The sequence below is a fragment of the Paenibacillus sp. FSL R7-0204 genome (assembly GCF_038002225.1).
Lineage (GTDB): Bacteria > Bacillota > Bacilli > Paenibacillales > Paenibacillaceae > Paenibacillus_AQ.
Genome location: NZ_JBBOCA010000001.1, coordinates 3,037,292 through 3,063,056, shown reverse-complemented (window position 1 = coordinate 3,063,056; position 25,765 = coordinate 3,037,292). Strand labels below are relative to the sequence as shown.

Genomic DNA, 25,765 nt, shown 5'->3' with positions numbered 1-25,765 from the left:
ACATGCACCAAAAAACAGAGCAGACCCCAGCCCTTCCCCGGCTTCGGATCTGCCCTCTATACTCCATTCTATGAACGCACAACGCCCTTCTGCCGGGCTTCACGCAGCCATTTCGGGTACTCGTTGAACAGCCGGTCATACAGGTCCTCATCGCTGACCTCGTCCAGATCATCCAGCGCGAAGAAGTCGGCATTATCCACATAACGGCCCTGCAGATCGTCCAGCTCACGGAGTACGCCATAATCCGCATTCCCCAGCCCTACAAATTGCCAGAAGATATTATGCTTCGAGCTCTGGATCAGCAGCTTCGATATTTTGGGCGTCTCATAGATGCCCCCGTCGCTGAAGAACACCACATAGACCGGCAGCTCTCCCGGCTCCTCCTTCGTATATTTCTTGATCAGATCCGCCATCACCACCGGCTCGTTGTTCCCGATGCCCAGTCCCCCGAACATCTTCGGTCCCGGATAGGTCCGCTTCACATAATCCTCATATCCATGTTCATTCACGCTCGGCATTCTCTTACTCTTGGTGGCGAAGAACCAGACATCCAGCATCCCGTCATCATCCATCTTAGCCGCCACAGCCAGCACCCGTTCAAAAGCCCGTTGCACGACTCCCTTCGCATATAACTGCGCCATAGAGCCAGATGCATCGAACACCACGGCCACCCTTGCCTTCTCCTGATCGAGATTCTTCTTACGCAGTGAAATTCCGACCTGCTGCTTCAGAAGATCAATCTTCGTCAAATTCAGTGCTGGCCGGGGAGCCTCCTCCTGAACTGTATCCTTAGGCGGTCCGCTGTATGTAGCCGCTGCCTCCGTATGGCCTGACACCGATTGATCCTCTGCTCCGCTGCCGTTATCCGGCGCTTCGTCTTCCACCTCGACCCCATGCGCTTCCGCCAGCGGCTTCAGTCCGCCATGGAAGCCCCGTCCAACCGCGCGCAGCTTGAAGCCCCCGCCGTGGCGGTACAGCTCTGCCAGCACAAGCGAGGTCTCGGCATTGCCTTCCACAATTTCATATACCAGCTCCGTATCCTTCCCTGCAGCGCTGATTCTGCAGCCTCTGACATCGGCGAAGGTGCCGGGACCGTCCAGCGTAGCCGCGAAGACGCATTTATCGATACCCGAGGCGCTAAGCGCACGCAGATCTATAGCGAACTCCCCGCTGTATTTATCGATAGGATTGAATACGACCGTGTGCTTCGGGTCAGCCGGCTGATTATAAAAGATAAAGAAATCATCGGACGGCACCTTCCCGTTCTCGCCCACCATGAAGCAGCTGATATCCAGAATCGCCGGGGAGCTGCTGCAGGATATCTTCACGGTTGCCTGGGTGGAAGCCTCGTCCAGCTTCGCATTGGAGCCGCTTACCAGCTTGATTATATTAGGATTCATGAATGCACTCTCCTACTCTCTCATATGTAGTACCAGGATGTACCAGATTCCCGCTTCCGCAAAAAGGAGCAGACCATTCCCTGCTAAGGATATGTCTGCTCCTGGTTGATCAAAGACTATGACTCTCCATACAGCCGTTATCTCAGACTATCTGCGGAGTTCTCTGCTTATAGCAATTCGATGGCTACAGCCAGAAAAGTGTTATTCTTCAGACTTCTCAGCTCCGGCCTTTTCCTCGGCTGGAGCGGCAGCAGCTTCATCAGCCGGCTCTTCCATCACGAGCGGAGGCGAGATCCGCACGATTAGTGTATCTTCAGGGGTAAGAATCTCCCAGCCTTCATGCTTCGGCAGATCGGATACCAGCAATTGATCACCGATATCGAGGCCGCTGATATCTACTTCGAGGTTTGCTTCCAGCTTGTCCGGCAAGGTCCGGATATCCAGCTCATACAGCTCCACCTGCTGCACGCCGCCGCTCTTGACACCGATAGGATCACCTGAGAAGTGGAAGGCTACCTTGGTATCCAGATCAGCCTTCATGTCAATCTGCTGCAAATCTACATGAAGCAGTGTACGGGATAACGGCTGGCGCTGCACTTCCTGAATAACCGCATTCTTCGAGCCGGAGCCCGGGAATTCCACCTTCAGGATGGCACGCGGATTTTTGCCGAGAATATCATTAAGTGTTTTGGCATCTGCTGAGAAGGACTGGGTATCTGAACCTGCACCGTAAACTACAACCGGTACAAAACCTTTGCTGCGCTGGGAAGAATTCGATCCGGATCTTTCAGTTAAGCGTACTGTGGTATTCATGATATTTCCTCCTAATAGTTTTTTGAGCGCTACGCCCTTCGTTCAGAAGCCGGGCAAGTCGCCCGGGGGCGGCGTACGCCAAGTAGTGTCAGCATAGCTGCAATAAAAAACAAGACCAATTAGCTCTTATGTCTAATCAGTCTCTTATTAACCATATTTGCCTGCTATGGAATCAGTATAGCACCGGGAAATAAACAAGTCAAAATAGGGTAATTTTCAAATTAGGTCCATTTTTATAAATGATTACGCAAAAATAACCTGCTGTAAATGATCTCCGGAGCCTCTCTTCCCCTTTCTCGCTTTTTGTCGCACAGGGTAGTAAAATAAAGGCACTATATCCGAATGGAGTGAGGTTATAAGATGGATACAATCGCAAAGGGAGAAGGACGTTTCTATATCGCTGGTGACGGAAAAGACCTGGCCGAGATTACATACAGAACCGAAGAGAACACAGGGAATTTGGTGATTGACCATACCTTTGTCTCCGAAGATCTGCGCGGCCAGGGTGCGGGAGAGAAACTTGTGCGGGCGGTCGTTGACCTGGCCCGTGAGCAGAGTGTCAAGATTGTACCAGTGTGCCCGTATGCGGCCCATCAATTCGAGAAGCACACGGAATACAAGGATGTGCTCAATTAGGAGGAAGATCGTTTGACGAATACAGATACACTGAAACAGATTGAAGAGCTGCAGCAGCGCTGCGAGCAATATGAGGGAATCTCGCTGAAGCTGAACTGGGACATGCTCCGGCATCCGGGGGAAGCCGGCGGTGCGGAGTGGGTGTTATCCTACGAAGGGGAGCTGCTGACCGGATTCATCGGCTTGTACGGCATCGGCGGTGATATGGAGGTATGCGGCATGGTCCGGCCGGGCTACCGCCGCCGGGGCATCTTCAGCTCCCTCTGGGAGCAGGCTCAGGCCGTTATCCGCCGAGGGAAGACGAAGACGCTGCTGCTTAACACCCCTGCGGCTTCGGCTTCAGGGAATGCCTGTCTGAAGACATTGCCGGTTGCCTTCAGCCATTCTGAGTTTCAGATGAAATGGGAGGGTAAGGGCAGCAAAGTCAGAGCCTCAGAGGCCAGTTCAGCCTCCGGCAATGTGCTGCTCCGGCCTGCACGCCCTGAGGAGACGCCTCTGCTCATCGCCTTCGACTGCGACGGGTTCCAGATGACTGAAGAGGACGCCGCTGAAATGTATGAGCTGCACGAACAGGAAGGCTCCCAGGAGCATATCATCATTGAGCTGAGCGGCCAGCCTGCCGGCAAAATGCGCTTGTGGTCGGAGGACAACGAAACCTGGATCTACGGATTTACGGTGGACAAGAAGCTGCGCGGTCTCGGCATCGGCCGGAGTGCCCTCCAGCAGACTATCGAGCGGGAGCAGCGGAATTATAACGGAGTGAATTTGGAGGTTGCGCTGGATAACCCGAATGCACTGAAGCTCTATGAGAGCTGTGGATTTGTCGTGCTTAACCAGCAGGATTATTATACCTTTCCATTGAACAGCTAGCCTGGCAACTAGTATTTCTAGAAGCATACAGTTGGCCCATACGCCTGTGTGTGAACATAATGTATGCTGTTTTTAGCATACAATTCCTAAACAATCCAAAAAGCATTCCCTCACGGTCAAATGACCTTGAAGGAGATGCTTTTTGGGCTGTCTCCAATTCATCGTCTGCTTCTACATCAGTCCGTAGCCCCGCACCTGGGCTTCATCCCGCTCGCTGCGGCGGTTGCTGCATTTCACGCAGCCCTCTGCCTGCTCTTCCCGTTCCAGGAAGACAGACAGCAGGCGCACATAATCCAGCGATTCCTGCAGGGGCAGGTCTGCCCCGTCATACAGCTGCCTGCGGCCATCCAATAGTGAGTAGATGGCGATCGTCTCCGCCGGCTTCCCGTAAGCCTGATGGCAGAACACATTCGCCATATGCAGAAATCCGGTAATCACCTGCGGGTCAGCGTGTACCATGAATTTCTGGATATTCAGACTGCGCCCCGCAAGCTCCGAATTCCAGGCCAGCTGAAAAATCACCGCCAGCTCAATCTCAAGCTCCCGGACAGGAACATGCCACTGCTCGAAACGCATCACCGGAATCTCCCTCTTGTGACTGCCCGCGACAATCCGCATCAGCTCATCGGCCACCGCCTGCTTGACATCCCAGTAATGCATCAGGGAAGGAAAAGCATTGCCCTTAGGGGGCCAGCGGCGCTCCAGCAGAAACTGGACCGGCGTCTCCCGGCGCACCTCAGGCCGGAGACTGTAGAAGTCATTAAGCGTATGTCCGACTGCATATTGAACCTGCTGTCTCCAGCGGGGAAGTCCGGTAGCAGGAGCTCCGCTGCCGGCCGCCTCGGCCCCGCCCAGCATGATATGCTCCATGCGGTAATCATTCAGACGTCTGTACCGGCCTGCTTCCGCATCCGGCTTCGTTCCTGTGAAGTCTCCTGCCGCCGCGCCCATCCTTAAGAGACCGCCGCGCAGGTCTCGATGAACTGGCGCCCGTAGGTGCGGCAAGCCTCTTTCTCCGCTGCATTCGGACCGTATTCAATCTTCAGGCTGGGCTGCACAATCTCAGCCCCGCGCTCCTTCAGCTTCTCTTCAATCTGATCCACCGCTCCGCAGTAGATCTCATACCCGGTGTCTCCGCTTCCGAAGGCCGCCGCCTTACAGGCGCTGAGATCCAGCTCATCCAGCTCTTCATAGAAATCCAGGAATTCATCCGGCAGCTCGCCGTCTCCCCAGGTGTACGCACCCAGCAGTACAGCCTCATAATCTTTTATCTCATCCGCATTGCAGTCGGTGACCGATTTCAGTACCGCCTCTCCGCCTGCCGCGCGTATTCCTTCCACGATCAGTTCAGCGATTTCCTCCGTATTGCCAGTCAAGCTGGCATATGCCACTAGCACTTTAGCCATGACTTTTATCCTCCCAAGGTACAAATGAAATGTATTCTCTATAATCCGGTCCCTTAAGCAGACCGTATCTTACTTACTTAATACTGTGCTAATCTCATTTTATTTGATAATGATTATCATTGTCAATACTTTAAAAAAGCGATTCTGCTCTTAGCCTAGCCATCCTTGCCGTATAACACAAACAGCGCCACTCCAGGACATAACTGCTGCCCGGAACTGACGCTGCTCAATAATCCTATTGTTAAAATACTGTGTGGATAATCAATATCCGCCTTCCAGCAAGGTAATTGCGTTGCCGTCGGGATCACGGAAATTCATCTCTTTACCGCCGTACTCCATGGTTGCCGGAGGCTGGCAATCCAGTCCTTTCGCCTTCAGCTGCTCATACGTTTCATCCAGACTGCCGCAGGAGAATACCAGATTAACGGTTCCTGTGGTAAGGTTCTCCCACTTGTCTGCGTTCCATATAATGATGCCGGGCTGGCTGGCGTCTATCGCAATTTTGGCTCCGCCAGCTTCTCCATAGCCCTCGAATGGAACCGGAATGCCCAGTACCTCCGAATAGAATGCTACCAGAGCTGCGGGGTCTTTACTGTACAGGTTGATGCCGTCAAAAGCTGTGATCATAATGATATCCTTCCCTTCATTGCTTGTATTGTGATCAGGCTGGTGTCAGCCGATATATCCTCATTGTACTTCTGCCTGAATAGCTTGTATTGCAAAAAAACGACATCAGCGCCGGGCATGGCTCAGCGCATCCAACGGAGTTCTGCCCGCGAATTTCTTGAAGTTGTTGATCAAATGCGACTGGTGGCTGTACCCGTAGGTGAACACTATATCCTGCATTACGCCCTTGGTCTGGGGAGAACGGTACAGGTCCCGCCAGACATTCTGGAAGCGGATAAGATCGGCTACCTTTTTGGGCGGAAGGCCGATATGCTGCCGGAACAGCCGTTCAAGCTGGCGGCTGCTTAGGCCCGAGCTGCTCTCCAGCGCCCCTGCCGTCATGATTCCGCGTGATGTAAGCAGCCTGTGGACCGCATTCATCATCCCATCACTGGTGCGGTTTCCCCATTCCAATCTCCGCAGAAGGAAGTCTTCAGCAGCAGCGATGCGCTCAGTCATTGTACGGATATGCTGGAGCCTGTCTCCCAGCTCATTACGGAAGGTCCGGAAATAATGCTCTACCGGAACATGCACATTCAGTACCTCTGTCAGCGGCTCGTCTGCGAACAGATGAACGGCCCAGAAGTGAAAGCGGATGGCGAACCGCTGCATAGGCACAGGCTGTGCTGCTTGTCCTGACTCGAACGGAGTATCGTTGATCCCGCAAAAAATACCGCCGGACTCCCCTGTCCGCTCATCCCACTCCCATATAATATCCATGCAGCTGTCAGGTATGATGGTCTCCGTCCGTTGCGGCAGCGGGGGCTGTGCACCTGATCCCCAGAAGCAGCGGATATACGGCTGAAGCAGCCTGCCCGGCAGATACTCGCCGCCCCCGGCCGGATTGGCTGTAATCGGATGATACAGCGCCGAAAGATTATACATCTGAGTGCAGCCTCCTTCCCTAGCTGTAACCTTGTATTCAGATCATACACAATCCCTGTACGAAGCGCCAGAACGCCTTGCTTTTCGATGGACCAAGCGCTGCTTGTTGGCTACACTAGGAATAGTCGCAGCTTTGCAACCATTTTGTTTGTAGCTGCGCGCTTAAATGTTGTACAATAAAGGCTAAAAGACTTTTTGAAGGATGGATTAAAAATGTATATAGCCAGTGATTGGAAAGACTATGAAGTGATCGATACCGGGGGCGGGGAGAAGCTCGAACGCTGGGGTGATATTATCCTGCGCCGGCCGGACCCGCAGATCATCTGGCCACTGGCCAGCGAGAGCGCCAAGTGGCGGGATGTGCACGGACATTATCACCGCAGCTCCGCCGGAGGCGGGCAGTGGGAGATGAAGAAGACGATACCGGAGGACTGGAAAATCAGCTACGGCAAGCTGAAGTTCCACCTCCGCCCGACGAACTTCAAGCACACCGGGCTGTTCCCTGAGCAGGCGGCCAACTGGCGCTGGATGATGGACAAGATCGCAGCGGCTAACCGGCCGATCTCCGTCCTCAACCTGTTCGCATATACCGGCGGAGCCACTGTTGCGGCAGCAAGTGCCGGAGCCTCCGTCGTGCATGTCGATGCGGCCAAAGGAATGGTTCAATGGGCCAAAGAGAATGTAGCCCTGTCCGGTCTTGCCGACAAGCCGCTCCGCTTCATTACCGATGATGTATTCAAATTCGTCCAGCGCGAACAACGCCGCGGCAGTAAATATGATGCCATTATTATGGACCCGCCGTCCTATGGAAGAGGACCGGGCGGTGAAATGTGGAAGCTCGAATCCAGTCTCTATCCGTTCCTGGAGAGCTGCATGGAGATTATGAGCGACCGTCCGTTATTCATGCTTATTAACTCCTACACAACCGGCATCTCGCCAACCGTACTGCGCAACATGCTGTCGATGACCATGGGCAAGCGCTATGGCGGCAAGCTGAATTCCGGTGAGATCGGCTTACCGATTACAGCCTCCGGCATGAATCTGCCCTGCGGGATTCTGGGCCGCTGGGAGGCGTAAGCCATGACCGGAACGAATAACGGCGCAGCAGGAGAATCCGGCAGCAGCCCCTCCCGGTTCGAGATACTATATGAGGACAACCATCTGCTAGGCATTGTTAAGCCGGTCAACATTCCCGTTCAGGAGGATGCTACAGGCGACCCGGATCTCCTGACCCTGCTGAAGGAAGATGTGAAGGAACGCTACGCGAAGCCGGGCAACGTCTTCATGGGACTGGTTCACCGGCTGGACCGGCCTGTAGGCGGTGCGATGATCTTCGCCAAGACCTCGAAAGCAGCCTCCCGGCTATCCGCGAGTGTCCGCACCCACGCCTTCCAGAAGGTCTATCTGACAGTGGTGCATGGTCAGCTTCCGGGCGCAGAGGGCCGGTTGGAGCATACGCTGCTGAAGGACTCTAAGAGCAATACTGTCCAGGCTGTCCGGGAGGGAACGCCGGGCGGCAAGCAAGCTATCCTTGATTATACCGTGATTGGTACCGCAGAAGGCTATTCTCTCGTGAGGATTGACCTGCTGACCGGCCGCTCCCACCAGATCCGCGTTCAGCTAAGCGACATTGGCTGTCCGCTCTATGGAGATCAGAAGTACGGTGCGGCCGTGAACAGACCGGGACAGCAGATTGCATTATGGTCTGCACTCACCCGGTTCCCGCATCCGGTAACCAAAGAGGAAGTCGAGCTGCTCTCCCTGCCTCCCCGTTCCTATCCCTGGAATCTATGGACTCCGCAAATTCAAAAGCAGGCTATCCTTTAACGGGCAGCCTGCTCTTTTGCGTTATCCTATATAGGCTCTCAGTTGGTGCTTATACGGACTGTACCGAAGCTGCGTCATCCACTGCCGGGGCAACCGCCATCTTCCCCATGAGGTAGAGCAGCAGCTGCTGGTTATGGGAGGAAATAGGGTCCAGCGCTTCTGCAAAAAAGTCACTTCGGACCTTCAGTCCGCGCAGCGTCTCCCGCTGGCCTGTCTCGGTGATGCTCACCCAGACAATTCTGCGGTCCGAGGCATCGCGTTCACGGACAATCAGATTATGCTTCTCCATCCGGTCAAGCAGCATCGTCACGGCCGCCGGGCTGGTCGCCAGATGAGGGGCCAAATCAGAAGGCTTCATCGCATCACGCTCCTGCAGCAATTCCAGTACGGTTAGCTGGGCATCAGTCAGTGTAGGGGCAAGCTTGCTGTCCATATGTAGCTTATAGTCCTTTAATATCTTATGCCAGATTTTACTGAATTCAGTGGAGTGCACACTTATTCCTTCCTTTCCTGCGGATCTCTATCCGGTATATTTACTTTTTCGCCAGAAAAATTCCAAATCCTTCAAGGACGAAAAATAAAATCTTATCTGCAACTATTCCCCTTATATAAAAGCGCGGGCAGCCCGTCACTCCAGAGCTGCCCGCGCCATTCAAAGCGGTCTTATATTCTTACTTGATATTACTCTTACCCGATATTACTTGACGGCCTGAAAAAGAATAGCGATCTCGTCCTTCTTCTCGACAGCAACCAGCTGCTTGCCTGTAGAACGGCGCTCAGCAATCGGTGCCGACTCAGAAGAGAAGGAATGTACAGCGCCGCTCTGGGTGATCGCGGTCACCTCCAGCGGCTCCTTGCAATAGAATGCGCCTGCAAGCCTGCTGCCGTTCGGGCGGACACGCTTGCCTTCCTTGAACTCGAAGGTTGGCATCCCCTTGCCTCCGCGGCTCTGGGAAGGATAATCCACCAGCAGGGAACGTTTGGCATAGCCGATGTCAGATATAGCCAGGATCTCGCCTTCATCCTCACTGACCCAGAAGCAGGAGACGACCTCATCTCCTTCACGGAGCTGTATTCCCCTAACCCCTGTGGCCACCCGGCCCATAGGATTCACTTCATTCTCACGGAAACGGATGCTCATACCCTCACGTGTAACCAACACGATGTCCTTGTCACCCCTGCTCTGCGCGACTGTAATGATCTCATCACCTTCGGCCACCTTACAGGCGGCAACGGCGCCGGAACGGCTTGTAGAGTACTCCTTGAGCTCGGTACGCTTCACCTGGCCCTTGCGGGTGATGAAAACCAGACTAGCCAGCGGGTCCTCCAGGTTGCCGACCGGCAGTACGCTGACGACACTGTCTCCCTTATTCAGTCCGATGACGTTGACGATGGCTGTCCCCGGCTCTTTCCATTTGAACTCTGGAATCTGATGCACGGGAAGCAGGAAGTATTGACCCTTGCGGGTGAAGACGAGCAGGCTCTCCCGGGTATTCAGATCCAGCAGCTTGACGATATGATCGCCATCCTTGACGCCTGAAGAGTGGCGTTCTCCGCCCGAGCGGGTGAAGGACAGCATGCTTGTCCGCTTGATATAGCCGTCCGCAGAGAGTGCAACCAGTACATCCTCCGCATTGACCAGAACCTCCATGTTGACCTTAAGCTCCTCTACCTCTCCCTGAATCAGGGATCGGCGGTCGATTCCGTATTTGTCACGGATCTCCAGCAGCTCCTTGCGGATAACGGTAATCAGCTTCTTGTCACTGTCCAGAATCCCCTGGAGCACTGCTATCCGGGCCAGCATCTCATCCAGCTCCTTCTGAAGGGAGTTAATCTCCAGATTAGTAAGTCGGTAGAGCTGCAAGGTAAGGATGGAATCAGCCTGTCTTTCGCTAAAGCCGAACATCCAGACCAGATTATTCTGGGCATCCTGACGGTTCTTCGAAGCCTTGATGGCAGCGATCACTTCATCCAGAATGTTCAGCGCTTTGACCAGTCCCTCCAGGACATGGGCACGGTCCTCCGCCCGCTCCAGATCGAACCGGGTACGGTGGGTGACCACTTCACGCTGATGAGCAATGTAGGCTTCAAGGATCGCTTTGAGCCCCAGCTGCTGCGGAGCCTTGTTAACGATGGCTACCATGTTGAAGTTGTAGGTGACTTGGAGGTCGGTTTTTTTGAGCAGATAGGCTAAGACGCCTTGTGCATCTGCCTCCTTCTTCAGCTCCACCACGATGCGCAGGCCCTCACGGCCGCTCTCATCGCGGACCTCAGCGATCCCTTCGATCTTTTTCTCCAGACGGATGTTCTCCATGGAGGTCACCAGCCGTGATTTCACGATCTGGAAAGGCACCTCGGTAATCACGATCTGCTGCTTCCCGCCACGCAGGTTCTCAATCTCCGTCTTGGAACGCAGATAGATACGGCCTTTGCCGCTGCGGTAAGCATCCATAATGCCGTCTCCGCCCATAATGGTTCCGCCTGTCGGGAAATCCGGCCCCTTGATGAAGGTCATGATATCCTCCAGCGCAATGTCCGGCTTCTGCATGACAGCGATACAGGCGTCGATGACTTCCCGCAGGTTATGCGGTGGAATCTCTGTGGCGAATCCGGCCGAGATCCCGCTCGTCCCGTTCACCAGCAGGTTCGGATAACGGGAGGGGACCACCACCGGCTCCTTGGCCGTATTATCGAAGTTGTCCTTGAACAGAACGGTGCGCTTCTCAATATCGCGCATCATCTCCATGGCAATCGGAGACAGACGCGCTTCTGTATAACGCATTGCCGCTGCCGGGTCATCATCCATGGACCCCCAGTTGCCGTGTCCGTCGACCAGCACATGCCCCATCTTCCAGGGCTGTGCCATCCGCACCATCCCGTCGTAGATCGAGGAATCCCCGTGGGGATGGTAGTTACCCATAACGTCACCGACGGTTTTGGCCGACTTGCGGTATGGCTTATCCGGCGTATTGCCGGAATCGTACATGGCATACAGAATCCGGCGCTGCACAGGCTTCAGCCCGTCGCGCACATCGGGGATCGCCCGGTCCTGAATGATATATTTGGAATACCGGCCAAACCGGTCACCGACGACCTCTTCCAGAAAAGCCGGCAAAAATTGCTCTGATAAACTGCTCATTTCCTCTTCACCTTCTGTTCCTCATTCTGTCCGCGTTTGTAACTATTGATGATCTGGCCGCTGCACTCATGGCATATTCAATAGTTGCCTTCCTGGCTCTTAAGAATAAAACAAAATCTATTGGTGTAAACCGTAACTGCGGTGAATATTTGGACTTCCGGCCGCTGTTGTCTCCAGATTTCCTGATTGAAACCGCTATTCGCGGTAGAAATCCAGAGACAAAGGCGGTCGCTACCGCTCCTACAGTTCCAAAATCCCCCTCCGTTACTCATCACCAAAATCAGCTTCGCTTGATTCTAAATCTCCCGGCAAATCTTGAATATTCTATTCGCTATCGCTTAAACCAATCATCAAAAAATTAAAAACAGCGGAAGTAATCGTCACTTCCCACTACTCTTACTCCACGATCTCGGTGAAGTCGACGTTCTCGACAATCCAGCGCTTACGCGGATCGACTTTATCACCCATCAGGGTGGAGACGCGGCGTTCCGCCTTGGCGGCATCCTCGATCTGCACCTGAAGCAGCGTACGCGATTCGGGATTCATCGTAGTCTCCCACAGCTGGTCCGGGTTCATCTCACCCAGTCCCTTGTAGCGCTGCAGCTCGAAATTCTTCCCGAATTCCTTCAGATAATTCTGCAATTCCTCATCGCTCCAGGCATAACGGACCGTCTCCAGCTTGCCCGATTTGCGCGTCAGCTTATACAGCGGCGGCTGGGCGATATAGACCTTGCCGGCATCGATCAGAGGCTTCATGTAGCGGTAGAAGAAGGTCAGCAGCAGCACCTGGATATGCGCTCCGTCCGTATCGGCATCGGTCATAATGATGATTTTGGAATAATTGCTGTCCTCCACGGCAAAATCAGGCCCGATTCCCGCACCGATTGCCGAAATGATCGCCTTGTATTCGTCATTCTTCAGGATATCCAGCAGCTTGGCCTTTTCGGGGTTCATCGGCTTGCCCTTCAACGGCAGGATCGCCTGAATCTTGGAATCCCGGCCCTGCTTCGCGGAGCCTCCGGCCGAATCGCCCTCAACGATGAAGATCTCGGTACGTGTAACGTCCTTGGACTGTGCAGGCGACAGCTTGCCGCCCAGGTTCGAACTCTCACTGCGCTTCTTGCCGCTGCGGATCTCATCCCGGGCTTTGCGGGCCGCTTCACGTGCCTTGGAGGCCTGAATCGACTTCTTCAGCAGGCTCTGTGCGACCTGAGGGTTCTCTTCCAGGAACCGCGCCATCCGCTCAGAGACAATGAAGTCCACCGCGCTGCGGGCAGATGCGCTTCCGAGCTGATCCTTCGTCTGTCCGACAAACTCCACATCCGACATCTTGATGCTGATGACCGCCATCATGCCTTCACGCAGATCATTGCCCTCCAGATTCTTGTCCTTCTCCTTGAGCAGCTGTGTCCGGCGGGCGTAATCATTCAGCACACGGGTATAGGCTGTCTTGAAGCCTGTCTCGTGCGTTCCCCCGCTGCGGGTAGGAATGGAGTTGACAAAAGAAGCGATCGTCTCCGTATACCCCGCATTATACTGCAGCGCGATTTCCACCTCGATCTCATCCTTCTCGGAGCTGAAATGGATCACATCGTGCAGGACATCCTTGCCTTCGTTCAGGAATTGCACGAACTGGCTGGCGCCGCCTTCGTAGAAGAATTCGTCCTGACGCCCGCTTCGCTCATCGCTCAGAACGATCCTCAGGCCGGAATTCAGGAAAGCAATCTCCTGTACCCGTTCAGCCAGCGTATCATAACTCAGCGCAATGCCTGCGGAGAAGACGCGAATATCCGGCTTGAAGGTAATCTTCGAACCGGTTTTATTCGTATTTCCCAGTATCTCAAGACCGGTTACAGGCTCACCGACATGCTCTTTGCCGTTCTTGTCGACCCAGTATTCAAAGCGCTGGCGGTGAATTTTTCCTTCCCGGTAGATCTCTACTTCCAGCCACTCGGACAACGCGTTGGTTACCGAAGCCCCGACGCCGTGCAGGCCGCCCGACTTCTTGTATCCGGAGCCGCCGAATTTGCCGCCTGCGTGCAAAATGGTGAATACCACCTGCGGTGTTGGGACTCCTGTCTTGTGCATTCCGGTTGGTATTCCGCGTCCGTTATCAATCACGGTCACCGATCCGTCTTTGCGGAGGGTGATATCAATCTTCGAGCAATACTTCGCCAAATGCTCGTCTACGGCATTATCCACTATTTCCCATACTAAATGGTGCAGACCCGAGGAACTCGTACTGCCAATATACATGCCGGGCCGTTTGCGGACCGCAACCAGACCTTCGAGCACCTGAATGTCGTCAGCATCGTATCCAGTCCGGCTGGCTTCGCCGTTCTTAGAGACTTTTGCAAACATATCGATCTGTTCGAGCATTCATGCTCCTCCTTCTCTTGTCTTCCTATCTCTCTAAAATGCAAACAAACGTTTTCGTTCACTTTGTACATTCTAATTCAAAATATCCCGTTTCGTAAAGACGGCGAATGAAATGATTACGGCCGCAAGCCCCCAAATGCCCAGAACCGCCATCGAAAAGCCCAGTGTCATGCCCTCAATCGGCGCAGGAGTGCCCGCTAAATAAGTCGTCAGCTCCATGTTGACCATAAATAAATATTTGGCCGCCGTCCAGGCTGAAGCCATATTGGTCAGGATGGTTCCGGCAATCAGCGCCGCCATCATCACTACAATGCTCGCTGCCGTGCTGCGGACCAGCACCGACACCATGAAGGCCAGCAGGGCCACCACGATGCTGACATACCAGATTAGCCCGCCCTGCATCAGCAGATACTTCCACTGCTCCACGGCATGAACCTTCGACATATCCACAGTATCACCGTTAAGCTGAAAGCCTGTAAAGACCGGAACATTGAATCCCTTATAGCCAAAAGCCAGCCCCGAGACCAGATAGCTGATCACGAATACGGACAGGACGATCAGCGAGACGAACATCAGCAGCGCTACCATTTTGCTGAACAGTACCTTCCAGCGTCTGACCGGGCGGGTCAGCAGCATTTTGATCGTGCCTGTCGTCCGCTCCCCGGAGACCAGGTCGGAGGCAACCGCCATGATCAGCAGCGGAATGAACAGGGAGACGGAATTATTGACAAACTCCCGGGTGAACGTTACTCCGCTCGGCTCCTTCGGATTCACATCATGATCCAGATAATACTGCAATTGCTGCAGAAAAATCCGCCGGTACGACTTCCATTCCTCCGGAATCCGGTCGCTGCCGAGCGAGTTCTGATTGTCGGTAATCTGCTGCTGGATCTCCAGTCTCCAGTCAGAGTTAAATTTGTCACGGCTGCGCTCGGCTATGCGCATTTGCGCATAGGTAAACATTGGCACCAGCACGAGCAGGATAAGCAGGATGATATAGAAACGTTTCTTTTTAATAATCTTCAGGCACTCATTTCGGATGAGCGGCAGCAGGTTAATCAATGGCTTCACCTTCCGTTAGCTTCAAGAATAGCTGTTCCAGTGTAGGGTTAATTTTATGCACAGCCCGGACTTCCACCTCTTGTGCAACCAGCACGGCAACAATCTCCGGGATCAGCTCCTCGTCCATTGCAGTAACCAGCGAATTCACGCCCATGCCTGCGATGACCGAGTCATCCAGGGTAACCTCGTCCAGATGAAACAGCGCGATATCCGGCCGCCCGGTCATGATGTCTCTTGCCCGCTGAAGCGGCTCCAGCTCCCACAGGACATACGGTGAGTTACGGGCAACCAATTCGTCTACAGCGCCTACAGCGAGTACGCGGCCTTTGCTGATAATAGCTACCCGGTCGCACAGCAGCTGAATTTCGCTCAGCAGATGACTGGACACAAAGACCGCCAGCCCTTCGTCTGCCAGCTTACGGATGAATTCGCGCAGCTCCTTGATCCCCTTCGGGTCCAGGCCGTTGGTCGGCTCATCGAGAATCAGCAGCCGGGGACGGCCGAGCAGGGCTTGGGCAATACCGAGCCGCTGGCGCATACCGAGCGAATACGTGCTGACTTTATCTTGAATGCGCTGATCGAGCCGCACGATCTCAACGACCTCGGTAATCCGCTGCGCGTCTACTCCGGGCTGCATGCGGGCGAAATGCTGCAGGTTCTCCCAGCCGGTCAGATACGTGTAGACCTCGGGATTCTCGACAATGGAACCGACGTATTGCAGCGCTTTTTCCGGATTCCGGTTCACATTGTAGCCGCAGACGGTAATCGTCCCTTCGCTCGGGCGGATCAGGTCCACCAGCATGCGGATGGTTGTGGTTTTGCCGGCTCCGTTCGGACCGAGAAAGCCGAAGATTTCGCCTTTTTTCACATCAAACGTGACATCATCTATAATCCATTTGCGGCCGATTTTTTTGCGGACTCCCCGGGCGGACAGAACGACTTCTTCCCCCGGTGACTCATGAATAGTTCTCGCCATCTTATACAGCTCCTTGCCACAGTCATTTCTGTTCAAAAAATCTTCTGATCAACGAACGGCTTGTACAATCCGCTCGCTCATCCGCTGATAACCGTCCCCGTTCGGGTGAAAATGATCGCTCGACAGGTATTTCGCCAAATGGCGGTCAAACAGATCAAAGGTCGGGACAAGCGTCATGTTCTGATGTCTGTTGATCATATCCATCGCCGCATTATTCCAAGCCGTTACCGCCTGATTACCAGGAATTAATAGCCCCTCGATATCTCCGAAGGGATTATACAGTCCAATATAATAGACCTGGGCCTGCGGATTCACTTCTGCAACTGTATCCAGTATGCTGCCCAGCCGTTTAGCGGCCCCCGGCAGCGCGGAGAGGAGCGATTCCGGGGTCAGATCGCCAGCAGATGCAGTGGGAACCGGCGCTACGCCTTCTACCTTGTTATTCGCAGGGGCTTCTGTGCTCTGAGGTGCCGCTTGCTCCGAAGGCTTCGCTGAGGCGGCTGCTTGTCCGCTGCTACCGCCTGTGCCCATAATATCCGAGCCCCGGAACAGATCGTTCCCGCCGATGGAGATCAGGATCACATTCGCCTGACGCAGCGCGTACTGCACCCCTTCCTCCTGAAGCTTGCTCTGCAAGGCTGCTGTGGTCAGGCCGTTAATGCCCATATTGCCCAGCAATTCTGCCTTTCCTCCATTGGCCGACAAGGCATCCACGGTCCGTTTAACAAACCCCTGCCCGGAGTTGTCGCCGGTCCCTTTGGCCAGAGAATCGCCAAGCGCCAGGATCTTGTATTCGTCACTTGCCGCGGCTGTCGGTGCAGCCGTCTCCTGCGGAAGGGAGGAGAGAAATTGCTCTCCCTTCGGGTTCAGGATATCGCCCACTGCATACACAAATCCTGTAATCAAAAGTAAAGTTGCCAGGATGGACACCAGGCTCACTGTCCTCCAGGTCCATTTGGAATCCTTCAATGCTATCCCTCCATCTGCCGTACTCTTCTGCCTTGCCCATCATTCACAGCATTATTAACTATGTAGATAAACATAATTCTTATTTGCACAATTTGCAAACCGTAGGGGGGTTTAGGTGGGGGCGCGACTGCGGTGATTTTGGACTTACGGCCGCTGTTGTCTCCAAATTTATTGAATGAACCGTTATACGGTTAAAATTCGGAGACAAAGGCGGACGCATTCGCTCCTACAGTTCCAAAATCCCCTCCGCCGCTTCACACCTAAACGGTGGAAGCAGTAAGGGCGGCACGATGGCGCTGCGCTGATCGTGCAAGACCGCGGACTGCGGCACGATAGCGCTGCGCTAATCGTATCAAGACCAATATTACTATAATATCCTAAAAACATAAAAATGCCCCCCGGCAATGCCGGAGGGCGGAGTTAACGTTACTTTATTTACCGATGAATTCCTGGACCCAGTAGTTATTATCGAAGCCAACGCCGATGTAGTTGAAATTCGCGCTCAGGATGTTAGCCTTATGACCCGGGCTGTTCATCCACGCGGTCATAACTTCCTGAGGGGTCTTCTGGCCCATAGCGATATTCTCGCCAGCCGCCTTATACGTAATGCCGAAGGCTGACATCATATCGAACGGTGATCCGTAGGTCGGAGAAGTGTGTGAGAAATAGTTGTTCGAGCGCATGTCCGTAGCCTTCGCCGCAGCCACTTTGTTCAGGCTGTCCAGTGCGGAGACAGGGGCTAGTCCAGCTGCAGCGCGCTCTTTATTCACCAGTGCAACTACTTGCTGTGTGTAGCTGGAGGCGTTAGTACCAACCGCAGGAACTGCAGATGGTGCCGGGGCCGGGGTTACCACAGGCTTCGCAGTGGCAACGGGTGCCGGAGCTGGCTTAGCAGTTGCTACCGGTGCTGCTGTAGCCACTGGTGCTGCTGTAGCAACCGGCTTTGCCGGAGCTACCGGCTGTGCTGCATGGGCAGCTGCAGCTGGTGTTGTAAATACAAAGGTTTTAGTGACAGTATACGTATTGCCATCCAGTACGAAAGCCTTCGAATTGTTCTGTGTGAAATATTCCATGAACTGTGCGAAATTCATATCTGATCCGGCTGCCGCAGGGGCACCGGCTGCTGCTGCGTTTGCTTGTAATGGAAGAGAAATGCCAAGCGCCATAACAGCGGCTACGCTTCCACCTATCATTCTTCTCAAAGTCTTGCTTTTCATTCTGCCATCTCCTTAATCTTCGTTGTGGTATATCGTGCTGCCAGGGGTGTCGGTCTACAAATGTTACAAAGTTGTAATCTGTTCCTACGTCATTGTAACACAAAACTATCAGCTGTGCGCTTCTAAATTCTGTCATTTTATAGATAGAGAGGCTTGTCCCCTCCAGCAGCGGCAGATGAAACAGCATTGCCGTCCTTTTCAGGACGGCTGTGTCTAACCTATATATCGGCGCTTCTATCGCTTTCTTTAATGAAAAGACTGCCAGAACTCCCCTTCGGTCGATATCAGGCCCATAATCTCTGCATAGGGAATGCGGAAGGTTGGAAATCCTGCCGAATAAGGAGCAATCTCATAAGGGGCAAAATACAGGTATAGCGCCTCCGCATCCACATAAAAGGGCTGATCCGCTGTAATACCTTTATACGTGTCAGGGAAAACATAGGAATACTGCGGATCATTCTTAATCTGCTTGCCGACAATGTCACTGAGCTTCTGCACATATTTGCTGCCGGGCTTGAACAGATCGCTGAGCGTGTAGAATTTACCGGTGCGCAGGTTGATATGCTCATAGATCCGGGTAGGCATGCCGTGCGCAGCGCCGAACGGAAAATGATAACCGCTAAGCTCCAGCACCAGCAGATTCTTGCGGAAGAAGGATACGGCGAAATCTCCCGTATAGCTGAAATCCTGCGTGCCTCCCCCCGTCCCCGCCCCGTACGCGAGCGACAGGTTGCGCAGCTTGTCATTCACTGCCTTCGAGACCTCAGCAACCGCGATCCCTTCCACGACCGGATAATAGACCAGATAATCCCGGTTAGGCTTGTATTTCTTCTCCAGCACAGAGTATGGCGGTCTGAGCGGAATGACCCCGTTTTGCCGCCAGACCTGCTTGCCTTTACGGTCATAATAAGAGGTGCGCAGATCAATATCCGCGCGGATCAGGCTGCCGCTGAAGGACAGTGATCCTGAGCCTGCGATGACCGGGGGCTGGGCGGATTTTTTCCCGCTGGTGTCAATAAAATACGTATCCTTCGCATCATACACCGACGCGAGTCCCTGCTGATAATTGTTCACGCCCAGCAGCGGGTGGGTGCTGAGAATTCTTCCGGTCAGCGCATCGGCGATGACATATCTGGAGCCCCTGTAGGGCTGATCCGCATACAGCGGGGTCCCAAGCGCCACACGATTCTCTCCCAGCTGCTGCACCTCATAATAGACGGCGGGAATAATCATTTTACCCTGCTTGTCGATCAGACCGTAGGCGTTGCCGTAATCCGCAGCAGTGTTAATCACCGCCCGGCCCTCCGAGAACGGCAGAGCTGCCGTATACTGCGGCTGGATGGCAATCGTGCCGTCCGTGTGGAGATAACCGTATTTTCCATCCTCCGTCGCCTGAAATGCCAGCAGCCCATCCCCCGGATATCCGACAAAAGGATGTTTGTACGTATGCAGCACCGCGCCATGAACATCAATCAGCGCATATTCGCCTTCGGCTACTTTGACCAATGCAGTCCCGTTCGAGAAATCCCCGGCGTCCAGATAGACGGCTGGCAGCACCTCTTTGCCCTGAGCATCCAGGTAGCCATACAGCGAGTTCCCCCCGGGAGTATTCTGCTTGGAGAACAGCGCACGGCCTTCGTGCAGCGAATTCAGATAGTCATAGCGTGCGGACGTCACTTCTTTGCCTTTTTCATCAATAAAAGTGTAGCCCTTCGCATCCGACACCACGGCCCGCCCCTCGGAAAAAGGACCAATAAAAGAATAGACCGGTCTGACCCGCTCCCGCCCGGAGCTGTCAATCAGACCGCTGACATTCCCCCGCTGCACCACCGCCAGGCCATTCTCCTGAAACTCCTCCGCATAATCATATCTCGGCTCAATCACAATCCGGCCGTCGTTGTTGATATATCCCCACAGCGTCCCGTCCTTGAGTTTAAAAGGAGCCGGATGCAGCAGCTCTGCCCGCAGGCCTCCGCCGTCATCCGGGAGCACAATGAGCGCCTCCAGCGGCTTTTTGGAGTAGTCTACGCGGTATAAGCCCGCCTCTGCCGGGATCGTCACGAACAGATCCTCTTCCGCCCGGATGAAATCCTCCTCCTGCTGCGGAATACACTCATTCCAGCCGATGCCGTCCCACCGCCATACCTCTGTGTGAATCAGACCGTTGTCATTCCCTTTTCCCAGCTCGTTCAGCTTAATCCTCAGCATGCTGTCGTTCTCCTTTACAAAGGCTTTTGCCTATAGACTATGAACGTGAGGGGGAAAGGGTGTGCTTGGGCGTTAAAAAACAGAAAGGCGATGTCGTAACTGCGGTGAGTTTTGGACTTCCGGCCGCTGTTAGGTTTGGATTTCCTGATTTGGACCGCTGTTCGCGGTAGAAATCCAAACCTAGCCTATGCTTACGATGCGAGCTTTCCTGCGGAAAACTTTCAGGCGGACGCTGCCGCTCCTCCAGTTCCAAAATCCCCTCCGTTACTGCTGCCCTTCTGTTGGTAAACCTTAAGGGCAACACAAACACACCCTTTCGGAGGGTGTGTACCGGGGATACAAGGGCTGCTTCGCCTGCCCTTGAAGAATGAGAATAATCCTTCTGCCGGGCGGGCAAAGGTTTAATAACAATCTATAAATGATAAAAGCATACAACTCTATTCAGCGGACCGGATAAATAAGTTAGTTTGCATACGTGCCGTACCTAACCGTTGCCTGCTACCTCACTGCTAACTGCTTGCCTTCTGCAGCCTACCGCTTATTCCCTGCCACCTTACTCTAACTACCTGCCAACTACAGCCTGCCCTCTACCCTCTGCGCCTATGGAACAGAATAAAACTATTAATTAGTTACTGTTAGCTGCGAAATCCTGCCCAAAATGCAACATTCGGCTCCCTACATCGACTTTAAACTAACATTGTTGTATAAAATGCAGCATTTGCCCGCCCACACCCCACTTAAAAGAAAAAATGTTGTAATTCGTGCAGCAATCCCCCCGAGTCCCCCTGTTCCAGCTCGCCGGAGTTGCATTTATTGCAACAATTCAGGATCAGATGATTTGGAGCAACGCTGCGACAAATCCGGGCAAGCCAAAAAACGTTTGCGAGATACCGCAAACGCTCTTTGGCTGCCTGCCCCACCCTTGGTGAGGTGATAGGAGTACTAGAGGGGAGTTGAGACCGGAGGACGCTAGCACCCGCTGAGTTCTTGAATTCAATTGTAATGGAAATTGAACTATGAACTGTTCCTCGGGTAGAAGGAAAGTGGCGGAGGGGATTTTGGAACTGGAGGAGCGGCAGCGTCCGCCTTTGTCTCCGGATTTCTACCGCGATCAGCGGTTTAAATCAAGAAATCTGGAGACAACAGCGGCCGGAAGTCCAAAACTCACCGCAGTCACGATCATACCTTCCACCCAAGATGCTCAGTTCAGTTCAAATTATATGAACACTTGAATTCAATAACTTAGGAGCGACAGCGGCCGGAAGTCCAAAATCACCGCAGGTACGGCTCATCACCGAACCTCAAGCTACTTTTTCGATGAATATTTCCGCATATCAAACGATACAGCTGCGATAATGATCAGGCCTTTGATGATCAGCTGGTAGTAAGGGCTGATGCCGATGAAGGTCAGGCCGTAGTTGATCAGGGTGAAGATGATAACGCCGACCAGGACGCCTGGGACAGTACCAATTCCGCCGGTGGTGGATACGCCGCCGACCACGCAGGCTGCGATGGCGTCAAGCTCGTACATGTTCCCGTAGTTGTTGGTCGCGCCGCCGGTTCTGGCTGCTTCAAGCACACCGGCCAGACCGTACAGCGCACCAGCGATGGCGTAGATGTAAATCAGGTTCTTGGAGACATTGATCCCGGATACCTTGGCTGCCTGCATGTTGCCGCCGATGGCGTACATGTTTTTGCCCAGCTTGGTTTTGTTGAACAGCACCCAGACGATCGCCGCGACTCCGAGGGCTATAAGTACGATATAAGGGATGGAATATTGGCCGCTGCCGATGAAGCCGGAGCCGATGTTGGTGAAGTCAGGACGCAGTCCGCCGATCGGCTGGGATTGGTTAGGGTCCATATCGAAGTACAGGGAGTTCAGACCGTATACGATCAGCATCGTACCCAGAGTGGCAATAAACGGCGGAACGTTCAGCTTGGAGACGATAATCCCGTTGACGAGACCGCAGAGCAGACCAGCCACAATGGCGATCAGAATCGGCAGCCAGACCTGCACCTGCGGCAGATCAGGGAAGAAGCGGCGGGAGTAGTCGGGAATCTGCAGCATGGAAGCTGAGATCACAGCTGTGAAACCGACCACCCGGCCTGCCGACAAGTCGGTCCCGGCGGTGATCAGGATAAAGGCTACCCCGAGTGCAATAATAACGCGTGTGGAGGACTGGATCAGTACATCCCGCAAGGTGTTAATGGACATGAAGCTTGGCTCGTATATGATAATCCCCATAATCAGCAGGACCAGCACGATGTAGATTGCGTTTTGAGTCACGAAGGACTGCGCTCTTTTAATAGTCATAATTATATTCCTCCTTAATTGTTACGCGAAGTTTAAGCATTCATTGCTAAGCTTCTTCAGCCTTGCAGCAGCCCTATGGTCTTCGCCGTCCTGTGAGTATAGCTCCTGATTAATGCTGTGCAGCGAGACGCATCACTTCGGTTTCCGTAGCCTGCGCACCTTCTAATATTCCTGTCAGCCGTCCTTCCGACATCACCATGACACGGTCAGACATCCCCAGCAGCTCGGGCATTTCCGAGGAGATCATAATGATGCTCTTCCCCTGCTTCGCCAGGTCGGCAATGATGGTATAGATCTCGAACTTCGCACCGACGTCAATCCCGCGTGTCGGCTCATCGAGCAGCAGCACCTCAGGCTCAGTGAGCAGCCATCTGGCCAGCAGCACCTTCTGCTGATTCCCGCCGGAGAGGTTCATAATCTGCGTCTTGGTCGTTGGTGTTTTGGTGCGCAGCTTTTCAATCATTTTATCGACTTCAACCTTCTTCTTGCGGCCGTTCAGCAGCAGATAAGGGGTCTTGTAACGGTCCAGGTTGGCGATGGCTCCATTCTCATGCACAGACAGCACCGGGAAAATCCCCGTCACGCGGCGCTCCTCGGTCAACAGGGCCAGCCCGTGTTTTTTGGCATCCTGCGGAGAGTTAATCTTCACCTTCTTGCCGTCAATCGAGATGGAGCCGGACTTCACCGCGCGCAGTCCAAACAACGCCTCAATAACCTCGGTTCGCTGCGCGCCGACCAGACCGCCGACACCCAGAATCTCCCCGCGTCTCAGCTCGAAGGACACGTCCTTGAAGGATCTGGGCTCAGGTGAGGTCAGACCGTCTACCTTCATGAACACCTTGCCTGGAACATTGGTGCGCTCCGGGAAACGGTTCGTCAGATCGCGTCCGACCATCTTGGAGATAATCAGGTCCGTGGTCAGCTCGGCTGAAGGCCAGGTGCCGATCTTTTTACCATCACGCATAATCGTCACTTCATCGGAGATCTCCAGGATTTCTTCCATTTTGTGAGATATATAGATAATAGCTACGCCTCTTTTTTGCAGGTCCCGGATGATCCGGAACAGATGCTCCACTTCCACGCTCGTTAAGGACGAGGTTGGCTCATCCATAACAATCACGCGGGAGTGAAAAGAGACCGCCTTCGCGATTTCGATGGATTGGATCTTGGATACAGACAGCTTGCCCACCAGCATTTCGGGATTCAGGTCGATATCCAGATCTTTAAATAAATTTTCTGTGTCTGTGAACATTTTTTTGTGGTCAATGAACTGAAGCGGCCCGATGCCCTTGGTTGGAAAACGTCCCAGCCAGATGTTCTCCATCACGCTGCGGAAGGGTACAGGGTGCAGCTCCTGATGGATCATCGAGATGCCGTGCTTCAGTGCTTCGCTCGAATTGGAGATGGAGGCCTTCTGGCCATCCAGGAAGATCTCACCGGCATCCGGTGAATAGATTCCAAAGAGACATTTCATCAGTGTGGACTTGCCTGCACCGTTCTCGCCCATAAGTGCATGAACCGAGCCCGGACGAACCTTAATGCTGACTCCATCCAACGCCTTCACGCCGGGAAATTCTTTGGTAATACCGTTCATTTCCAGCAAAAATTCCGTATTTGCCATGTTGTTACGCCCCCTACGCTTTTTTTCTTTTTCCATGAGAGGCACAGCGGTTCCATCCTGCTCCCTACCCGTAAGGAATTCCGGAGAGCGCTATGCAGCGCCCTCCGGGACTGGTATCTATGATACGTATCTGTATCTGTAGCCCTGCACCCGTTAACGGATTTATTGCGCGTCCGCTACGTTGTCTTTGGTGATCTTTTTGTAGGAGATCCATACAAACTGGTTGTCTGTGATGTCGAAGCCTACATTCTCTTTGGTTGGTGTTTCGCCTTTGGCCAGCAGAGCGGCCAGGGTGATCGCTGCTTTACCTTGGTTGTTGGCATCGTTCAGTACGGTACCGAGCATGGTTCCATCCTGCAAAGCCTGAACCGCAGGAGCTGTTGCATCCACACCTACAACCGGCATGTATTTGTCGCCGCTAAAGTAGCCTTGAGCCTTCAGAGCTTCGATGGCGCCTAGTGCCATGTCATCGTTGTTGGCCAGCACGGCTTCAATCTTGTCGCCGTGGGAGCCGAGGAAGGCTGCCATTTTCTCCTGGCCTTTTACACGATCCCACATAGCGGTATCTTCTGCCAGCTTCTCTACCTTGATGCCTGCATCTTCAATTGCCTGGATGGAATATGTGGTGCGCAGCTCGGCATCCTGATGTCCCGGTTCGCCCTTCAGCATGACATATTGCAGCACGCCGTCGCCGTTCTTGTCCGCTTCAGGGTGTGCCTTCCAGTAATCCACGATCAGCTGGCCGGACATGGTGCCGGACTCTTCAGCCTTGGCGCCTACATAGTAGACCTTATCCCATTTCTTCATATCTTCCGGCAGCGGCTCGCGGTTCAGGAATACCACCGGAATGTTCGCTGTCTTAGCCTTGTCAATGATGACGCCAGCAGCAGTGCGGTCTACCGGATTGATCAGCATGCCGTTATATTTCTTGGTGATGAACAGATCCACCTTATCGTTCTGTGTGGGCTGGGAATTCTGGCTGTCTACGATATCAACCGTGGCAATGCCCTTGGCAGCAGCATCGATGGCGTTGCGGACACCCGTCATGAACGTGTCGTCGAATTTATAGATCGCTACGCCGACCTTCGGAGTCTCAGTAGAACCGGAATTCGCTGTGTTAGCCGCAGTTCCTGTGTTAGCAGAGTCAGCCGCCTTGTTATTGTTGCCGCCGCAGCCTGCGAGAGCAGCACCCAGCAATGCACTGGCAAGTAAAACGGAAGTGATTTTTTTCATGTCTAATTGACCTCCTGAGGATATTTCTTTATTTGGATGATCCCGGTGTGTCCCGGGTACATCCTTATTATGCCCTACGTGAAAACGGTTGCGAATATAAAATCCTACTCATTTTCATGAAAATTCTAATATCAATATACATTG

At 53.6% G+C, this 25,765-nt stretch carries 21 protein-coding genes; 4 read left to right on the top strand and 17 right to left on the bottom strand.

The genetic code is table 11. The features are described 5' to 3' along the window. Positions 1 to 68 precede the first annotated feature (68 nt). The gene (locus MKX42_RS13600) at positions 69 to 1,400 is read right to left on the bottom strand and encodes a vWA domain-containing protein (protein ID WP_340752955.1); all 1,332 of its coding nucleotides are present in this window, start codon (positions 1,398 to 1,400) and stop codon (positions 69 to 71) included. A 201-nt stretch (positions 1,401 to 1,601) separates the two neighbouring features. Next, complete coding sequence (locus MKX42_RS13595) at positions 1,602 to 2,213, bottom strand: 50S ribosomal protein L25 (protein ID WP_340752954.1); 612 nt, start codon at positions 2,211 to 2,213, stop codon at positions 1,602 to 1,604. Between the two features lie 360 nt (positions 2,214 to 2,573). Here MKX42_RS13595 and MKX42_RS13590 point away from each other — a divergent pair, with 360 nt between their 5' ends. Together MKX42_RS13590 and MKX42_RS13585 are read left to right on the top strand one after the other, a co-directional pair. Further along, a complete protein-coding gene (locus tag MKX42_RS13590) occupies positions 2,574 to 2,849 on the top strand; it encodes a GNAT family N-acetyltransferase (protein WP_340752953.1) in 276 nt (91 codons plus the stop codon). A 12-nt stretch (positions 2,850 to 2,861) separates the two neighbouring features. After that, positions 2,862 to 3,719, top strand: a complete 858-nt coding sequence (locus MKX42_RS13585; RefSeq protein WP_340752952.1) for a GNAT family N-acetyltransferase — start codon at positions 2,862 to 2,864, stop codon at positions 3,717 to 3,719. 171 nt (positions 3,720 to 3,890) lie between these two features. Here MKX42_RS13585 and MKX42_RS13580 read toward each other — a convergent pair whose 3' ends face one another. The 4 genes from MKX42_RS13580 to MKX42_RS13565 form a co-directional block, all read right to left on the bottom strand. Continuing rightward, on the bottom strand, positions 3,891 to 4,724 hold the full coding sequence (locus tag MKX42_RS13580; protein WP_340752951.1) for a hypothetical protein: 834 nt from the start codon (positions 4,722 to 4,724) through the stop codon (positions 3,891 to 3,893). Next, positions 4,673 to 5,125 carry a flavodoxin gene (locus MKX42_RS13575; protein WP_340752950.1) on the bottom strand — a complete coding sequence of 151 codons (453 nt, stop codon included), beginning with the start codon at positions 5,123 to 5,125 and terminating at the stop codon, positions 4,673 to 4,675. Before MKX42_RS13575 ends, MKX42_RS13580 begins: the two co-directional genes overlap by 52 nt. A 261-nt stretch (positions 5,126 to 5,386) precedes the next feature. Further along, positions 5,387 to 5,752: a VOC family protein gene (locus tag MKX42_RS13570; protein ID WP_209993089.1), complete on the bottom strand. Its 366-nt coding sequence runs from the start codon at positions 5,750 to 5,752 to the stop codon at positions 5,387 to 5,389. Positions 5,753 to 5,857: 105 nt separating this feature from the next. After that, on the bottom strand, positions 5,858 to 6,676 hold the full coding sequence (locus tag MKX42_RS13565) for a helix-turn-helix domain-containing protein (protein ID WP_340752949.1): 819 nt from the start codon (positions 6,674 to 6,676) through the stop codon (positions 5,858 to 5,860). A 213-nt stretch (positions 6,677 to 6,889) separates the two neighbouring features. Here MKX42_RS13565 and MKX42_RS13560 point away from each other — a divergent pair, with 213 nt between their 5' ends. Further along, complete coding sequence (locus MKX42_RS13560; protein ID WP_209869861.1) at positions 6,890 to 7,753, top strand: class I SAM-dependent methyltransferase; 864 nt, start codon at positions 6,890 to 6,892, stop codon at positions 7,751 to 7,753. A 3-nt stretch (positions 7,754 to 7,756) separates the two neighbouring features. After that, on the top strand, positions 7,757 to 8,503 hold the full coding sequence (locus tag MKX42_RS13555) for an RluA family pseudouridine synthase (RefSeq protein WP_340752948.1): 747 nt from the start codon (positions 7,757 to 7,759) through the stop codon (positions 8,501 to 8,503). A 49-nt stretch (positions 8,504 to 8,552) separates the two neighbouring features. On the opposite strand, the gene MKX42_RS13550 is transcribed toward MKX42_RS13555, so the two are convergent. From MKX42_RS13550 to MKX42_RS13500, 11 genes are all read right to left on the bottom strand, one after another. Beyond that, positions 8,553 to 8,996: a MarR family winged helix-turn-helix transcriptional regulator gene (locus tag MKX42_RS13550; protein WP_036732955.1), complete on the bottom strand. Its 444-nt coding sequence runs from the start codon at positions 8,994 to 8,996 to the stop codon at positions 8,553 to 8,555. A gap of 204 nt (positions 8,997 to 9,200) precedes the next feature. After that, positions 9,201 to 11,642: a DNA gyrase subunit A gene (gene gyrA / locus MKX42_RS13545; protein ID WP_340752947.1), complete on the bottom strand. Its 2,442-nt coding sequence runs from the start codon at positions 11,640 to 11,642 to the stop codon at positions 9,201 to 9,203. A 396-nt stretch (positions 11,643 to 12,038) separates the two neighbouring features. Further along, positions 12,039 to 14,021, bottom strand: coding sequence for a DNA topoisomerase IV subunit B (parE, locus tag MKX42_RS13540; protein WP_340752946.1), 1,983 nt, complete (start codon positions 14,019 to 14,021; stop codon positions 12,039 to 12,041). A 72-nt stretch (positions 14,022 to 14,093) separates the two neighbouring features. Next, the gene (locus tag MKX42_RS13535; protein ID WP_340757682.1) at positions 14,094 to 15,083 is read right to left on the bottom strand and encodes an ABC transporter permease; all 990 of its coding nucleotides are present in this window, start codon (positions 15,081 to 15,083) and stop codon (positions 14,094 to 14,096) included. Next, the gene (locus MKX42_RS13530; protein WP_340752945.1) at positions 15,076 to 16,059 is read right to left on the bottom strand and encodes an ABC transporter ATP-binding protein; all 984 of its coding nucleotides are present in this window, start codon (positions 16,057 to 16,059) and stop codon (positions 15,076 to 15,078) included. Before MKX42_RS13530 ends, MKX42_RS13535 begins: the two co-directional genes overlap by 8 nt. Positions 16,060 to 16,107: 48 nt before the next feature. Beyond that, the gene (locus MKX42_RS13525; protein ID WP_340752944.1) at positions 16,108 to 17,028 is read right to left on the bottom strand and encodes a GDSL-type esterase/lipase family protein; all 921 of its coding nucleotides are present in this window, start codon (positions 17,026 to 17,028) and stop codon (positions 16,108 to 16,110) included. A 431-nt stretch (positions 17,029 to 17,459) separates the two neighbouring features. Continuing rightward, on the bottom strand, positions 17,460 to 18,245 hold the full coding sequence (locus tag MKX42_RS13520) for a CAP domain-containing protein (protein ID WP_340752943.1): 786 nt from the start codon (positions 18,243 to 18,245) through the stop codon (positions 17,460 to 17,462). Between the two features lie 246 nt (positions 18,246 to 18,491). Then, positions 18,492 to 20,453, bottom strand: a complete 1,962-nt coding sequence (locus tag MKX42_RS13515; RefSeq protein ID WP_340752942.1) for a WG repeat-containing protein — start codon at positions 20,451 to 20,453, stop codon at positions 18,492 to 18,494. A gap of 1,306 nt (positions 20,454 to 21,759) precedes the next feature. After that, positions 21,760 to 22,767, bottom strand: a complete 1,008-nt coding sequence (gene mglC, locus MKX42_RS13510; RefSeq protein ID WP_340752941.1) for a galactose/methyl galactoside ABC transporter permease MglC — start codon at positions 22,765 to 22,767, stop codon at positions 21,760 to 21,762. A gap of 109 nt (positions 22,768 to 22,876) precedes the next feature. After that, positions 22,877 to 24,388 carry a sugar ABC transporter ATP-binding protein gene (locus MKX42_RS13505; protein WP_340752940.1) on the bottom strand — a complete coding sequence of 504 codons (1,512 nt, stop codon included), beginning with the start codon at positions 24,386 to 24,388 and terminating at the stop codon, positions 22,877 to 22,879. 162 nt (positions 24,389 to 24,550) lie between these two features. Further along, positions 24,551 to 25,621, bottom strand: coding sequence for a galactose ABC transporter substrate-binding protein (locus tag MKX42_RS13500; protein ID WP_340752939.1), 1,071 nt, complete (start codon positions 25,619 to 25,621; stop codon positions 24,551 to 24,553). Positions 25,622 to 25,765: the final 144 nt, after the last annotated feature.